Origin of the sequence: Paenibacillus sp. 453mf (assembly GCF_900116105.1) — a bacterium.
Lineage (GTDB): Bacteria > Bacillota > Bacilli > Paenibacillales > Paenibacillaceae > Paenibacillus > Paenibacillus provencensis.
On the sequence record NZ_FPAC01000009.1, the window covers coordinates 32,913 to 47,556 of the forward strand.

Here is a 14,644-nt window from a genome sequence, read left to right on the forward strand (position 1 = left end):
CCCTATGCTATTGTGGCTGCTGCCTGCCATCTGATGTCTGCATGTATGCTGTGTTATAGTAAATACGACTTAAACTATTTTGGAGGTAATGCTTATGAGCGGAGCGATCACGGTTGTTGGTCTTGGTTCGGGAGGAGAAGACCAGCTGACGCTTGGAATACTGAAGAGGTTGAAGCAAGCTGCGCGTATCTATGCACGGACACTCGATCATCCCGTGTTTAATGATCTGAAAGATCTACAATTAACGATTGTTTCTTTCGATAATATATATGAAGCCAAGAGTTCTTTTCCCGAAGTCTATGATGCCATAACGGAGGAGCTGATGAACCTGGCAGCCGGAGCGGCCGCAGGGGAAGAAATTGTGTACGCTGTACCCGGGCATCCCATGGTAGCGGAAGCTACAGTTCGTCTGCTGAAGGAGCGTTGCCCGGAGCGGGGAATCGAGCTGACTGTGCTCGGTGGGGAGAGCTTCCTGGATGAAGCCTTCACAAGACTCGGCTTTGATCCGATAGAAGGATTTCAGCTGCTCGATGCCGGTGTCATTGACGCAAGCCTGTTTCATCCCCAGCTTCATACGGTAATAGGACAGGTATATGATATTTTTACCGCTTCTGATGTGAAGCTGAGCCTAATGGAGGTCTATCCTGACGATACCCTTGTATATGCCTGCCATGCGCTTGGAGTGGAGGGTCAGGAGCAAATTCATGAAGTTCCATTATATGAGCTCGATCGGGTAGAGGGATACGGCAATCTCTCCTTGATTTATGTACCGAGAAGAGACGATGAGCAGCTCCGGAGACGTGCCTTCAGTCGCTTGCATGAGATTGTGGCCATTCTTCGCAGTCCGGAAGGCTGTCCATGGGATCGTGAACAGACCCATGCTTCGATCCGCAAGAATCTGATCGAGGAAACCTATGAAGTGCTCGAAACCATTGATGATGATGATCCGGACCACATGAAGGAGGAGCTCGGAGACTTGCTCCTGCAAATCATGCTTCACTCCCAAATGGAGGAAGAGCTAGGCTCATTTAACGTGTATGATGTGATTGAAACGCTGAATGATAAGCTGATCTTCCGTCATCCGCACGTCTTTGGCGATAATCAAGCAGAGGATGCGGGCGAGGCGATTGCAAACTGGGAAGCGATGAAGCTGGAGGAGAAGAAGCGCAAAGGTCAAGAGAGCGAAGACAGATCGGCCCTGGCAGGCATCCCAAGAGATCTCCCGGCATTAATGAAATCATACAAGCTGCAGAAGAAAGCGGCCAAAGTCGGGTTTGACTGGGATGACGTGAGCGGCGTCATCGCTAAAGTCGAGGAGGAACTGGCTGAGCTGAAGGAATCTATTGCCGAAGGGCAGTCTCCGCAGGAGCAAATGCTTGAGCTGGGTGACATCCTGTTTGCGTCCGTTAATATCGCAAGGTTCATTGATGCTGACCCGGAAGAGGCGTTGTCTGCTGTCAACCGCAAATTTAGCCGCAGATTCCGCTACATCGAGGAGCGGTTGGCAGAGCAGGGACGAACGGTTCATGACAGCAGTTTAGACGAGATGGAAGGATACTGGCAGGAAGCAAAGAAAGTGCTGAAAGACATTTGATGGAACATGGTTCACAACTCAAAGGTATTGTGAGAAATGGATTCAACGAACAGGGAATTGGAATAGCATTCCTATTTTGCTGAGGCGGCCTTGTTTGACAATGGCCCCTAAAATATCGTATTCTTGATCAAACCATGGGACAAATACCGGGCATGTCACAAAAAAAGATCCATCACAGAAGGATTTTTCCGGTATAAGCAAGAATAGAAAACATAGTAAAGTTACGTGACAGGACAGCGTTAATACGCTCCACTATAGTTGCGTATCATTTTCTTTAATTTGGGAGGCTTTTAAACATGAACAAAACAGATCTGATCAACAACATCTCTGAAAAGAGCGGGTTAACTAAAAAAGACGTAGAATCTGTACTTAACAATTTCCTTGGTGAAATTACAGATGCACTTGCAGGTGGGGATAAAGTTCAATTGATCGGTTTCGGTACTTTCGAAACTCGTAAACGTTCCGGACGTACGGGACGCAACCCGCAAACAGGAACAGCGATTGAAATCCCTGCTTCTAACGTTCCAGCTTTTAAAGCGGGTAATAAACTTAAAGAAGCCGTAAAGTAAATGCGTGTTGATAAATTTCTTAAAGTGTCCAGGCTGATTAAGCGCCGTACCGTGGCGAAGGATGTCTCTGAGCAGGGGAGAGTGCTGATTAATGGACGCGAAGCTAAGCCTAGCACTAGTGTTAAGGTGGGTGACGAGATTACGGTCCAATTCGGGCAGAAGCTCGTTACTGTTCGCGTCGAAAGATTAGCCGAAAGCACACGTAAGGAAGAGGCATCCAGCTTATTCTCTGTGGTGAAGGAAGAAGCCATCGCCAAGAATAATGGACTTGATTTTTAAATGCCGTCAACATAACAGAAGAGCGCTCTATCCCTCGGTTGGATAGAGTGCTTTTTTCTATTCATGGCATGTTCTAATCTGTGTATCTTGCCCATAAGCTAGGTGTAAGAAGGGAGGGGTACATGCCATGATGGAACAAACGAAGCTGAAACAGCACAGCATGACGATTCAGAATCGGAAGCTGCTCGATATTACGGGTGTCATGAATGTAGAGAGCTTTGACAGCGAGGAATTTCTGCTGAAGACAGAGCTTGGTCATCTGACAATTCGGGGCAACAATTTACATATTAAGAACCTCAGCTTGGAGGAAGGATTGCTCTCAATTGAAGGGTACGTCAGCTCCCTTGTATATCTAGATCCCGGTTCTAATGCTAAATCTGGCAAGGGGCTTCTTGGCAAGCTGTTTCGATGAATCCTGAGCTTCAATGGCTTACGCTGGGATGGATGCTCCTCTCCGGAGGGATTATGGGAATCGTGTATGACAGTTACCGGGTACTGTCAGGTCAGTTAAGATTTCCGCGGTGGAGCATCCATATTCTTGATCTGATGTACTGGCTGATCGCAGCCTTATTTATATTTCGAACACTCTATATAGTTAACCATGGAGACTTGAGGTTTTATGTCTTTTTAGGTCTGTTCATAGGGGTTTGGATCTATTTTTTGGTTTTAAGTGTTACGATTCAAAAATTTGTGGTAATGTTAATTGGAATTGTAAAACGTTTGGCATACGGCATCTACCGGATATTAAATGTATTGTTTGTTCTTCCGATCAAAGGGATTATAAGAGTCCTGCGCATTTTATTCGGATTTATAATGGCTGCGTTTATTTTTATTATCAGGATGCTGTACCAGTTGATCAGACCGATATTGAAGCTGCTTTATTTGCCGCTCCGGCCACTCCTCAGCAGATGGAAGACGCCGATGTGGCTGCAACGTGTATGGGTTCGAATTAAAGAGTGGTGGACCTATTGGTTCTAGATCGCCCTGATTATGATGAAGGAGGTTCCACGGATGAGTAAACCGTCTGGGCGCCATATTCGAAGTACATCTCAAGGAAATGCGCATAAATCAACAACTACGGGGGCACGCAGGCGAATCATGCTGTGGCTTACCTTTATGGTTTGCTTTACAGGGTGGGCAGTGTACACTTTCTATAGTCAATCTGTTCAAATGGCGGACAAGAGTGCCAAGCTTGAGCAGGCGACAAAGATCAATGCTGAGGCTCAGAAGGAGAAGACCGAACTGTCCAATGAAGTGGAGCGGCTGCAGGATCCTGAATACATCGGGCAGCTGGCACGGAAGAAGTACGGGATGTTTATGCCGGGTGAAACACCAATTTATCCAGTAGATGAATAGGACAGGCAGGTACATCACATTCAGTCAAAATTTACTGGTATTTGATGCAAATATAACCGTAAAATAGGCTGCAAAGCAGGCGTCCGCTCAGTTGACCTTGCTTTGGGGCATAAGGTATAATTGACATACCGCAACAGATTCAAAAATCGGGTTGTATAATTTTAAGGGAGGATCATTTTATTCTATGGCAATTGAAGTGGGCACCAAGTTAGAGGGCAAAGTGACAGGCATCACGCATTTTGGAGCATTTGTGGATCTGTCAGGAGGTGTCACGGGTCTCGTTCACATCTCGGAAATCGCCGATAATTACGTTAAGGATGTCAATGATCACCTGAAGATTAATGACGTCGTAACCGTTAAGGTCATTAACGTTGATAAAGACGGCAAAATTGGACTTTCCATTAAGCAGGCAGTAGATCGCCCTGCAGGTGAAGTACAACAGCAGGCTCGTCCACCAAGAGCACCAAGACCGGAACGTACTGGTGGAGACAGAGAACGATTCGGCGGCGGCAGCAGCAGCGGTAGTGGCGGCAGTAGCTATAACAATCGTGAACGGGGAGGGCGTCCTTACAAACCTTCTGCCGGCAAGCCTTCGTTTGGCAAGCCTTCATTCGAGGATAAAATGTCACGCTTCCTGAAAGACAGTGAAGAGCGAATTTCGTCGCTGAAGAAGAACACTGAAGGTAAACGTGGAGGCCGCGGCGCGAAACGTATGTAAGTTATCAACCTGATCTTACGCATAGATTGTATCGTATAGAAGAACCACAGACTTTTTATAGTCTGTGGTTTTTTTGTCGCTTGTGAGGAATCGTCCGACAGGTTTCAAGCGAATTCCGGTATTCTCTTTTCATATCGCTAGCAGATTTAGGCGGACAGAAGACTTGCGCATCCGGCAAATACATACGAATTTGATACGAACAGAAAGGGACAAGCCTATACCGTTGCTTCATTCGCCTACGCTTCTCTGAACTTTCGCACACTCCCTATTTTTGTCGGAAATTTCTTTTGGCACGGTTTGTGTTTCTGACAAACTTTCACAGAACAAGCTGACTATAATGGGTACCATCAAATCAAACGATTGGGGTGCCAAAGTAATGGACAAGTGGAATGTAATACCTTTCCCTGGACTGAGAACAGGCAAAGGAGGCAAAGCCATTCGTAAAGAAGCAGGCACGAGAATAAAATCCTGGGCGGGATCGCTGAAGGCCGTACAGTTCATTGCGGAGAAGAAATGGATGATTCTGCTGACGGTAATGGGTTTTTTGCTCGGCAAGGCTATGATATTGGACGAGTTATCTCCTTTTGCCATAGCCTACTTCGCCGTCATTATGTTCCTGAGAAGAGATTTTCTGCTCCCGGTAGGGATCGCTATTCTGGCCGGAGGCTTTTTCGCTCCCTATCCCACACTATTTACGATCGCCGCCGAGGTCAGTATTTTCTATCTCCTCTATCGAGGGCTCTCGTCTTTTGGCAAGACCGAGTTGTCTTACGCACCGGTGATGGTATTCACTTCAGCCTTTATGGTCAATTTGTTTACCGTCCTGATCGGACCCTCATTCACATGGTACGCGGTCCTAATGATGACGATCGATGCCATACTCAGCTTCGTGCTCACCCTTGTGTTTATTCAGGCCATTCCCGTGTTCACTTATCGCAAGAAAAATGTAAACCTCCGCAGCGAGGAGATCCTGTGTCTTATAATTCTACTGGCATCCGTCATGACAGGGGCTGTCGGTTTTACGGTATATAATCTATCCGCTGAGAATGTGCTGTCACGATATCTTATTCTTGTCTTTGCTCTAGTGGGAGGTGCACCGCTTGGCGCATCGGTCGGGGTAATCACGGGACTAATTCTGAGTCTTGCCAATATGTCAGCGATATATCAGATGAGCTTGCTTGCTTTCTCCGGCATGCTGGCGGGGATGCTGAAGGAAGGAAAGAAGCTGGCTGTCTCGCTTGGGATGCTGCTTGGCTCCTCCATTCTGGCCATTTATCTAGGCGGAACGGGAGATGTGATCACATCAACCTATGAGAGCTGTGCCGCAATATTACTCTTTTTGCTGACACCGAAGAGTATATTAAATGTCATATCGAAATATGTGCCTGGGACGCAGGACCACAGCCATAATCAGCATGAATATGCGAAGCGGATTCGGGATTTGACAGCTGAACGAGTAACCCGGTTCTCACAGGTGTTTAAGCAGCTGTCGAAGAGCTTTGATCAGATGTCGGAGGCACCTGAGATCAAGCAAGGACAACAGGATATGGAGCATTTTATGAATGCTGTGGCTGACGGGACCTGTGCTGCTTGCTTCAAGCAGTCTCAGTGTTGGGACGGCAAGTTCTATCAGACTTATAAGTACATGACGGAAATGATGTCGGCGATTGAAGAGAATCCAGACTTTGAAGCGAGGGATATTCCTGCATCCTGGACTAAATCATGTGCCAAGACGGATGCTGTCTTAGAGGTGATGAAGCGTCAATATGGGCTATACCAAGATAATATGCAATGGAAGCGGCAAATATACGACAGCCGTGTGCTGGTTGCCGAGCAATTGTCCGGCGTGTCTCAGGTAATGGAGGACCTGGCACGTGAGATCCAGCGCGAAACAACGATTATGCATAAGCAGGAGGATCAGATTCGTTCCGCCTTGGAGCAGCTCGGTTTATCCATTCACAGCATCGACATCATTAACCTGGACGCAGGTCATGTCGAGATTGAGATTGTACATGCTTATACGAGAGGATTTGATGAATGCCGAAAAATTATTGCACCACTGCTGTCCGATATTCTTGATGAACATATTGCTGTAGTAGAGGAGGTCATGACTTTACCGAAACAGGGATTGGCGACCGTTACCTTCGGTTCGGCAAAAACCTATGAAGTGACAACAGGCGTAGCTGGCGCAGCCAAGGGAGGAGGACTCTTGTCTGGTGACAGCTACAGCACAGTCGAGCTCGGGAATGGAACTTTTGCTGTTGCGTTAAGCGATGGAATGGGCAATGGTGAACGAGCGAGAATGGAGAGCAGCACAGCTCTTAATATCTTGGAGCAGCTTCTTCAATCCGGGATGGATGCGAAGCTAGCAATTAAGTCTGTCAATTCAATTCTGATGCTGCGGTCTCCGGAAGAGATTTATGCCACAGTGGATATGGCACTGATCGATCAGTATTCTGCCCAGTCCACCTTCTTGAAGATCGGATCGACACCCAGCTTCATTAAGAGAGGGGATGAGGTCATTCCCGTATCTGCCAGCAACCTGCCGATAGGGATTATTAAAGATATTGAGGTCGATCTCGTCAGTATCCAGCTGAACCCGGGGGATATCGTCATTATGATGACCGATGGCATCTATGATGCGCCCGGCTATGCGGTGAATAAAGAATTGTGGATGAAGCGGATGATTCAGGAGCTGGATAGTGAAGATCCACAGGAAATTGCCGATATTCTACTAGAGAGAGTTATTCGTTATCAGCAAAATAAAATTCATGATGACATGACCGTTGTGGTCGGCAAAATCGATCACTTCAGACCTGAATGGTCAACACTCCGAATTCCGGGAATGGATCGAATGGAGCGACCAAGAACCGTCAGCTGATCAGGACCTATTATATAGAAGAAAAAAATCCCCCCGTTTGAATCAATTCAATACTGGAAATAATAGGAATGATCCAGTTGATTTGAAAGGGGAATGAATGATGAAGCAGATTTTGCTGATTACAGATGGATGTTCGAATGTTGGATCAAGTCCGGTTCTTGCAGCGGCTCATGCCTTGGAGGAGGGCATTACCGTCAATGTGGTTGGCGTAGTGGATTATGGGACCATTGGAGAGCTGGGAAGTCAGGAAATAGATGAAATCGCGAAGGCAGGCGGAGGCATCAGCCGAATCGTCGGTACGCCTCATTTGGCGAAGACGATGCAGATGATGACACGCAAAACCGTGGTTCAGACCATTGAAATGGCGGTTAATAAAGAGTTGAAGCAAATTTTGGGAAAAGGGACGTTATCCGAGCTTCCACCGCATCAGCGCGCGGAGGTTGTGAAGGTAATGGACAACTTAAGTGAAACGACTCCCTTGCAGGTTGCGCTTCTAATTGATGCAAGCGCGAGCATGAAGCCTAAGCTTCCGGCTGTCGAGGAAGGAATCCGAGATTTGATGCTGAGCCTTCAAGCGCGTGAAGGTATAAGTCAAATTTCTGTATTTCACTTTCCGGGAAAGCATGGGGGCGAGGAGGCTGTCATTGATATACCTTGGACTGAGGATGTTTATGCCCTGCGTAAGATGTTTAACAGACTCCAGATGAGGGGAGCAACCCCTACAGGACCCGCAATATTAAAGGTGATGGATTATTACCGTTATGGTACACTAAACGAACACGAGCTTATATCTTATGATCAAGGGACTAAAGAAGGGATGCTGGGTGACTATGCCGCTGGGTCCTGATTTTTCTCCTGGAACAGTGGTAACCGGCAAATGGAAACAGGGCAAGTATGTTATCCTGAGAACGCTGGGTAAGGGAGCAAACGGGATCGTTTATTTGGTTCAGCGTGAACCGGGTGGAGGCCGGTATGCGTTGAAGATGGGCTTTAATGGAGTAGACTTGCAGTCAGAAATTAATGTCCTGACATCGCTCGAAAGTCAATATTCTCAAGCTGGACGCAAGTCCGCTTCCTATCTTAAGGAAGTGGATGATTATCGAATCAATGGTACCGATATTCCTTTCTACGTGATGAAGTATGTTAGAGGCGAACCCATTCATCACTTTATTCGGAAGCATGGCTCGGACTGGATAACGATAACAGGTTTAAGGCTGCTGAAGAAGCTGGCCGAGCTGCATCGCATGGGCTTTATATTCTGTGATCTAAAGCCGCAAAATGTACTTGTCACCCGGTATGGGGAGGTTGAGCTCATTGATTACGGCGGAGTAAGTCCTGCCGGACGCAGTGCTAAACAGTTTACAGAATGGTACGATAGGGGATACTGGAACGCGGGAAGCCGCGTGGCTGATCCTGGATATGACGTATTCTCCTTTGCTCTCCTGCTGATTCATCTCTTGGAGGGGGATGAACTACAGCGGCTTGCCGGAGAAAGTCTTCCCCAGTTAAGGGGAATGGGTCCCTTGTCTGCATTGATTCTGCGAAGCGAGAGGCTCTCTCCATATAAAGGCTGGCTTGGACAAGCAGTACAAGGAAAATTTGAAAGTGCGGAAATGGCATTTCTGCATTGGAAGAAGCATGTGTATGGACCAGTTAAACGGCAAAGTGAGTCCAGATCTGAGCCCGCTCCTAGGTGGTTAATTCCATCGTTTGCATTATCTGCTCTAATCATGGCTGGAGCTATTATGTTCCTGCTCCGCTGATGGTTTAGAGGTACATAGGCTAACCTTGATTTATAGAAAGAAGGAGCAGCATGGAAGGACGCAGCAAGCTGAGCAATACGGCACTTCGGGTGCTGGAAACGGCAGAGACTTTTGATTTATGGCAGCCGGGTTACCGGATCGTGGTCGCAGTATCCGGAGGAGCGGATTCTGTGGCTCTTTTACATATTCTGCATCAAATTTCGAAAAATCACACACCGCTTACACTAATCTGTGCTCATGTTCATCATGGATTTCGGGCAGAGTCTGATCAGGAGGCGGAGATGGTGAGGGAATTCGCCGAGTCTCTATTGATTCCGTTCGAGATGACAAGGGTAAATATACCCCAGTATGTCCAAGACAGCGGAAGGAACGCACAGGATGCTTCGCGAGAGAAGCGGTATGAATTTCTCCATCAGATAGCTGCCAAATACAATGCGGATAGTATTGCTCTGGCTCATCATGCGGATGATCAGGCGGAGACAGTTCTGCTTCATTTGCTGAGGGGGAGTGGTCCTTCGGGACTCACCGGAATAAAAATTAAACGTTTTGAAAAAAACGTGGAACTTATTCGTCCTTGTTTGCGTATTAACAAGACGGACTTGGTTCATCAATGTGAACAATATGATCTGCCCTATGTTATTGACAGCAGCAATATGAGCACGAAGTACAGAAGAAATGCGATTAGACTGGATGTACTTCCTTATTTGGGGCAATATAATGATCAGCTTACGGAGTCACTTAATCGCTTGGCTGAGGTCATGAGTGTTGAAGATGATTATATGAATACCATCTCCCGGCAGACGTATTCCGAAATGGTTCGAAATTCAGAGGACAACCTAACCTTTAAAGTGACTGATTTTAAGAAGCTACATGTCGCTTTACAACGGAGGTTGATTAAATTAATATTAAATTATCTGCCTTCGAACGATGATTTTGTTGATTTTTCGAGGATTGAAACCATTCGCAGAGGTGCGGTTCAGCATGAGCCCACCACGTGGAGCCACGATATTGGCCAAGGAATTGTTTGCATTCGGGAATATGATAATATCATTTTTTCTTCCCAGAGGTCTTCTGTATTAGAGCATTATAGTTACCAGTTGGATTTCTTGGATGGAGACACTCAATTGGATCTTACTGAAATCGGCACAAGACTTCATTTATCCTGTCTGGGTAATCGATCCAGGCCGGTTTCTGCTAGTGAAGCGCTGTTTGATGCGAATACATTCATATGGCCGCTTACGATTCGTTCGCGATTGCCTGGAGATACCATGAAAGTGATGGGATTAAACGGAAGCAAAAAGGTTAAAGATATTTTTATAGATGCCAAAATTCCTCCGTCCCTGCGTTCTCGTATTCCCGTAATATGCGATGGTGCCGGAAACATCATCTGGATTCCGGGCGTACGTCGCTCGATTCATTTCCCGGTAAGTGAAGATTCCACATCCATCATTCGAATGCTGGTGGAGGAACTTTAGTGGGCCCGAGTGACAGTAATGGTGCAGGTATGACTTTCATAGTATAACTTAGGAGGTTCGCGACGTTGCAGAACGATATTCAAGAAGTATTGATTAGTGAAGAAGAGCTTCAGAACAAGATTAAGGAATTGGGAGAAATCCTGAGCAAGGAATATGCAGATCGCAATCCTTTAGTCATTTGTGTACTTAAAGGCGCGTTTATATTTATGGCTGATTTGGTGAAGAGCATAACCGTTCCAGTTGAGATGGACTTTATGGCCGTTTCGAGCTACGGTGCTTCTACCAAGTCGTCAGGTGTTGTCAAAATCATTAAAGATCTTGACGCTAGCGTTGAGAACCGTGACGTCCTCATTGTGGAGGACATCATTGACAGCGGTCTTACACTTACCCATCTAATTGATCTTCTGCAGCGCAGAGGAGCCAAGTCAACCACGGTGGTAACCTTGTTTGATAAACCTTCAGGCCGGAAAGTCGATCTGGAGGCTGACTACACAGGCTTCGTGCTGCCTGATGCATTTGTAGTCGGATACGGTTTGGATTATGCAGAGAAATACCGGAACCTCCCCTTTATCGGGATTTTGAAACCGGAAATTTACACTAGCTGATATCCCAGCCATTGAGTAAGGATGACGTTCCTCCCTTTGTTGAGAAGGGCAGAATGGCTATGTTAAAATAATTTAAGTGTCTTGAGAGGAGGTAGGGGATGAATCGGTTCATCCGGAATTCTGGCTTTTATTTAATTTTATTTTTAGTAGTGGTCGGCATCTACCAAGTCATTAATGGTGGAAATGAAGCGGCTGATACCCCTAAATACAATCAGTTTCGGCAGGAGTTATCCACTAACAACGTAGAGAATCTGAGCCTCCAATTTGACGGTTACACATATCGTGTAACAGGTCAATACAAAGAAGTAGCTGAAGGCGAACCAAAGAATTTCATTACGTATATCCCTTACACTGAGACTGCTGTACAGGAAGTCGTTGAGGCCAGCGAGACCAATGGCTTTGAACTAGCGCAACAACCGATGGAAGGTGACAGCATCTGGCTGACACTGCTAACATCGTTTATACCTCTTATTTTGATGTTTGTTCTGTTCTTCTTCCTGTTCAATCAGGCGCAGGGCGGCGGCGGTAAAGTGATGAACTTTGGCAAGAGCCGTGCACGTCTGTATAACGAAGAGAAGAAGAAAGTTACTTTTGAGGATGTCGCAGGAGCTGACGAAGAGAAGCAGGAGCTTGTCGAAGTCGTTGAGTTCTTGAAGGATCCTCGTAAATTTGCGGCGGTTGGCGCAAGAATTCCAAAAGGGGTTCTGCTTAACGGGCCTCCGGGAACAGGTAAAACGCTTCTTGCTCGTGCGGTAGCAGGAGAAGCAGGTGTACCGTTCTTCAGTATTTCGGGTTCTGACTTCGTCGAAATGTTCGTCGGTGTCGGTGCATCCCGTGTACGTGACTTGTTTGAGAATGCGAAGAAGAATGCACCATGTATCATCTTCATTGATGAAATCGATGCGGTAGGTCGTCAGCGCGGCGCCGGACTCGGCGGCGGTCATGATGAGCGTGAGCAAACGCTCAACCAGTTGCTCGTCGAAATGGACGGCTTTGGTGCAAATGAAGGTATTATCATTATTGCAGCGACGAACCGTCAAGATATTCTTGACCCTGCCCTTCTCCGCCCAGGACGTTTTGACCGTCAAATTACGGTAGATCGTCCGGACGTCAAAGGCCGTGAAGCGGTTCTGAAAGTACATGCGCGCAACAAACCACTTACAAAAGACGTTAAGATGGATGTTATTGCGAAGCGTACTACCGGATTTACAGGTGCAGACCTGGAGAATCTGCTGAACGAAGCAGCGCTACTTGCTGCAAGACGTAATCGCAAAGACATTTCCATGCGTGAAATGGATGAAGCGATTGACCGTGTAATTGTCGGTACAGAGAAGAAGAGCCGTGTAGTCAGTGATCGCGAGAAGCGCATTGTCGCTTATCACGAAGCGGGTCATACGATTGTCGGATATTTCTTGGAGAATGCCGATATGGTTCATAAAGTAACGATTGTCCCACGTGGACGTGCAGGCGGATATGTTATTATGATGCCTAAAGAAGATCGTATGCTTGCTACGAAGCCGGAGCTCCTTGACCGTATCACAGGTTTGCTCGGCGGACGTGCTGCCGAAGAAATCTTTATCGGTGAAATCGGAACTGGTGCATATAGTGACTTCCAACAAGCGACAGGCATTGTACGCAGCATGGTTATGGAATACGGTATGAGTGAGAAGCTCGGACCTCTTCAATTTGGCAACTCTCAGGGACAAGTCTTCCTGGGACGCGATTTTGGACATGAGCCAAACTATAGTGATGCGATTGCCCATGAAATTGACCAAGAGATGAGACGTATGATTACAGAATGCTATGAGCAAGCAAAAGAACTGCTTAGCAAGCATTCTAAGGAAGTACACCTGATTGCTGAAACGCTTCTGGAGAGAGAAACCCTTGATCTTGAAGATATTAAGCAGTTGATTGAGAAAGGTGCCATTACAGACAAAGGTACTGATTCGTCCGGAGGTTCTTCGGAGAACGGCGAGCCTGTAATCGACAATGTCGGTGATGTGCGTGTCCGTATTCAAGGCAAAGAGAACAACGGATCCCAGGCTGGTGATATTTCCAATGATGGTCCTAGTCAGACAGAGCCTGACACAACATCATCCAACCCAGAGTCTGGTGATGCAAATTCACCGGATAATAACAAGCCAACAACGTAATGAACAAGTCATAAAAGAGATTAAACCGGAGAACGCAGGAGCGTTCTTCGGTTTTTTTGATTTAACATAGACCATGACCCTTAATTTGCGACAATTTTGTGAATTGACACATAGAGAAACCTTATGTAAATTAGGTGTAAACCTGAATCAACTTTATAGCTCGTTCAATGAGAATGAAATTGATCCACCTATGGTATTCGTATGTCGTACTTTGTGAATCAAATAACAAGCGATGCCATCACAAAGGTGAAAGCGGTTTTTTATCTATTGCTTATATAAGGGAGAGGGTCTTCAAGTGGAAGCATTAGCATTAGAGCGTAAGGCAGAAATGAATCGTGAACTGAAAAAACGTATTGAGGTGTTAAAGAAAGAGCGCAACGCAATTATTTTGGCACACTATTATCAGCGTGATGAAATTCAAGAGGTAGCTGACTTTCGGGGCGATTCATTCCTGCTTGCTCAGAAGGCAGCTCAGACCGATGCCGATGTTATTGTGTTCTGCGGTGTTCACTTTATGGGAGAGAGCGCGAAGATTCTGGCACCTAACAAGAAAGTCATTATTCCAGATGAAAGAGCCGGCTGTCCCATGGCTGACATGGTGAATGTGGATGGACTGCGCAAGCTGAAAGCACAGCATCCGAATGCGAAGGTGGTTACATATATAAACTCCTCAGCCGAGATCAAGGCAGAGACCGATATATGCTGTACTTCCTCCAATGCGGTTAAGGTCATTCAATCCTTGGATGCAGAAGAAATTATATGGGTTCCCGATAAAAATTTGGGCCATTATGTACAGCAGCATACAGACAAGAAGATGATCATCTGGGAAGGATATTGCAACACTCATGACATGCTGACCGTAAAAGACGTCGTTGAAATGCGCGCCAAATATCCAAATGCAGAGTTTGTTGTTCATCCAGAGTGCCGCCCAGAAGTCGTTGAGATGGGTGATTTTGTTGGAAGTACGACAGCTATTTTGGAATATTGCAGAGACTCTGCTTGCAAAGAATTTATTGTAGGTACGGAAGATGGAACAGGGTACCAGCTTCGAGTGGATAGTCCGGACAAGGAATTCCACTTTGCAACGAAGTTCTTGGTCTGCCCGAATATGAAGGTGAATAATCTCAAGAAGCTGGTCAAGGCGCTTGAAACGATGAAGCCTGAGATTTATGTGCCGCAGGATGTAGCCGATCGTGCCCGTTTATCCCTTGAGCGTATGTTGCAGGTGAAATAATTCACTATGTTTTCAGC

14 protein-coding genes are annotated in these 14,644 nt (G+C 46.4%); all 14 read left to right on the top strand.

Annotation, left to right across the window (positions count from 1 at the left end):
* The first annotated feature begins 94 nt into the window (after nucleotides 1-94).
* A complete protein-coding gene (mazG, locus tag BM415_RS22540; RefSeq protein ID WP_091161491.1) occupies nucleotides 95-1,594 on the top strand; it encodes a bifunctional methyltransferase/pyrophosphohydrolase YabN in 1,500 nt (499 codons plus the stop codon).
* A 296-nt stretch (nucleotides 1,595-1,890) separates the two neighbouring features.
* The gene (locus BM415_RS22545; protein WP_091161493.1) at nucleotides 1,891-2,163 is read left to right on the top strand and encodes an HU family DNA-binding protein; all 273 of its coding nucleotides are present in this window, start codon (nucleotides 1,891-1,893) and stop codon (nucleotides 2,161-2,163) included.
* Nucleotides 2,164-2,442, top strand: coding sequence for an RNA-binding S4 domain-containing protein (locus BM415_RS22550; protein WP_091161495.1), 279 nt, complete (start codon nucleotides 2,164-2,166; stop codon nucleotides 2,440-2,442).
* 127 nt (nucleotides 2,443-2,569) lie between these two features.
* Entirely contained in the window at nucleotides 2,570-2,854 is a 285-nt protein-coding gene (gene yabP / locus BM415_RS22555; RefSeq protein WP_091161497.1) for a sporulation protein YabP, read from the top strand.
* Entirely contained in the window at nucleotides 2,851-3,420 is a 570-nt protein-coding gene (gene yabQ, locus BM415_RS22560; RefSeq protein WP_091161499.1) for a spore cortex biosynthesis protein YabQ, read from the top strand. The genes yabP and yabQ overlap by 4 nt, the downstream gene beginning before the upstream one ends.
* Before the next feature lie 33 nt (nucleotides 3,421-3,453).
* Nucleotides 3,454-3,798, top strand: a complete 345-nt coding sequence (locus tag BM415_RS22565; protein ID WP_091161500.1) for an FtsB family cell division protein — start codon at nucleotides 3,454-3,456, stop codon at nucleotides 3,796-3,798.
* A gap of 184 nt (nucleotides 3,799-3,982) precedes the next feature.
* Nucleotides 3,983-4,516 (top strand): S1 domain-containing RNA-binding protein, encoded by a 534-nt coding sequence (locus tag BM415_RS22570; protein ID WP_091161502.1) that lies wholly within the window; start codon nucleotides 3,983-3,985, stop codon nucleotides 4,514-4,516.
* Nucleotides 4,517-4,892: 376 nt separating this feature from the next.
* Nucleotides 4,893-7,397, top strand: a complete 2,505-nt coding sequence (gene spoIIE, locus BM415_RS22575; RefSeq protein ID WP_091161504.1) for a stage II sporulation protein E — start codon at nucleotides 4,893-4,895, stop codon at nucleotides 7,395-7,397.
* Nucleotides 7,398-7,497: 100 nt separating this feature from the next.
* A complete protein-coding gene (locus tag BM415_RS22580; protein WP_091161506.1) occupies nucleotides 7,498-8,244 on the top strand; it encodes a vWA domain-containing protein in 747 nt (248 codons plus the stop codon).
* The gene (locus BM415_RS22585; protein ID WP_091161508.1) at nucleotides 8,228-9,160 is read left to right on the top strand and encodes a serine/threonine protein kinase; all 933 of its coding nucleotides are present in this window, start codon (nucleotides 8,228-8,230) and stop codon (nucleotides 9,158-9,160) included. The genes BM415_RS22580 and BM415_RS22585 overlap by 17 nt, the downstream gene beginning before the upstream one ends.
* Before the next feature lie 50 nt (nucleotides 9,161-9,210).
* Complete coding sequence (gene tilS / locus BM415_RS22590; RefSeq protein WP_091161509.1) at nucleotides 9,211-10,635, top strand: tRNA lysidine(34) synthetase TilS; 1,425 nt, start codon at nucleotides 9,211-9,213, stop codon at nucleotides 10,633-10,635.
* Nucleotides 10,636-10,700: 65 nt separating this feature from the next.
* On the top strand, nucleotides 10,701-11,240 hold the full coding sequence (gene hpt, locus BM415_RS22595; protein ID WP_091161511.1) for a hypoxanthine phosphoribosyltransferase: 540 nt from the start codon (nucleotides 10,701-10,703) through the stop codon (nucleotides 11,238-11,240).
* A gap of 98 nt (nucleotides 11,241-11,338) precedes the next feature.
* On the top strand, nucleotides 11,339-13,393 hold the full coding sequence (gene ftsH, locus BM415_RS22600) for an ATP-dependent zinc metalloprotease FtsH (protein ID WP_091161513.1): 2,055 nt from the start codon (nucleotides 11,339-11,341) through the stop codon (nucleotides 13,391-13,393).
* A gap of 295 nt (nucleotides 13,394-13,688) precedes the next feature.
* Complete coding sequence (nadA, locus tag BM415_RS22605; protein WP_091161514.1) at nucleotides 13,689-14,627, top strand: quinolinate synthase NadA; 939 nt, start codon at nucleotides 13,689-13,691, stop codon at nucleotides 14,625-14,627.
* The last annotated feature ends 17 nt before the right edge of the window (nucleotides 14,628-14,644 follow it).

What these genes read in the sequence shown, in the direction of transcription:
- BM415_RS22580 (WP_091161506.1), top strand. Translation starts at nt 7,498, where the DNA reads ATGAAGCAGATTTTGCTGATTACAGATGGATGTTCGAATGTTGGATCA.
- yabQ (WP_091161499.1), top strand. Translation starts at nt 2,851, where the DNA reads ATGAATCCTGAGCTTCAATGGCTTACGCTGGGATGGATGCTCCTCTCC.
- ftsH (WP_091161513.1), top strand. Translation starts at nt 11,339, where the DNA reads ATGAATCGGTTCATCCGGAATTCTGGCTTTTATTTAATTTTATTTTTA.
- BM415_RS22565 (WP_091161500.1), top strand. Translation starts at nt 3,454, where the DNA reads ATGAGTAAACCGTCTGGGCGCCATATTCGAAGTACATCTCAAGGAAAT.
- BM415_RS22570 (WP_091161502.1), top strand. Translation starts at nt 3,983, where the DNA reads ATGGCAATTGAAGTGGGCACCAAGTTAGAGGGCAAAGTGACAGGCATC.
- yabP (WP_091161497.1), top strand. Translation starts at nt 2,570, where the DNA reads ATGATGGAACAAACGAAGCTGAAACAGCACAGCATGACGATTCAGAAT.
- BM415_RS22550 (WP_091161495.1), top strand. Translation starts at nt 2,164, where the DNA reads ATGCGTGTTGATAAATTTCTTAAAGTGTCCAGGCTGATTAAGCGCCGT.
- BM415_RS22545 (WP_091161493.1), top strand. Translation starts at nt 1,891, where the DNA reads ATGAACAAAACAGATCTGATCAACAACATCTCTGAAAAGAGCGGGTTA.
- mazG (WP_091161491.1), top strand. Translation starts at nt 95, where the DNA reads ATGAGCGGAGCGATCACGGTTGTTGGTCTTGGTTCGGGAGGAGAAGAC.
- BM415_RS22585 (WP_091161508.1), top strand. Translation starts at nt 8,228, where the DNA reads ATGCCGCTGGGTCCTGATTTTTCTCCTGGAACAGTGGTAACCGGCAAA.
- spoIIE (WP_091161504.1), top strand. Translation starts at nt 4,893, where the DNA reads ATGGACAAGTGGAATGTAATACCTTTCCCTGGACTGAGAACAGGCAAA.
- tilS (WP_091161509.1), top strand. Translation starts at nt 9,211, where the DNA reads ATGGAAGGACGCAGCAAGCTGAGCAATACGGCACTTCGGGTGCTGGAA.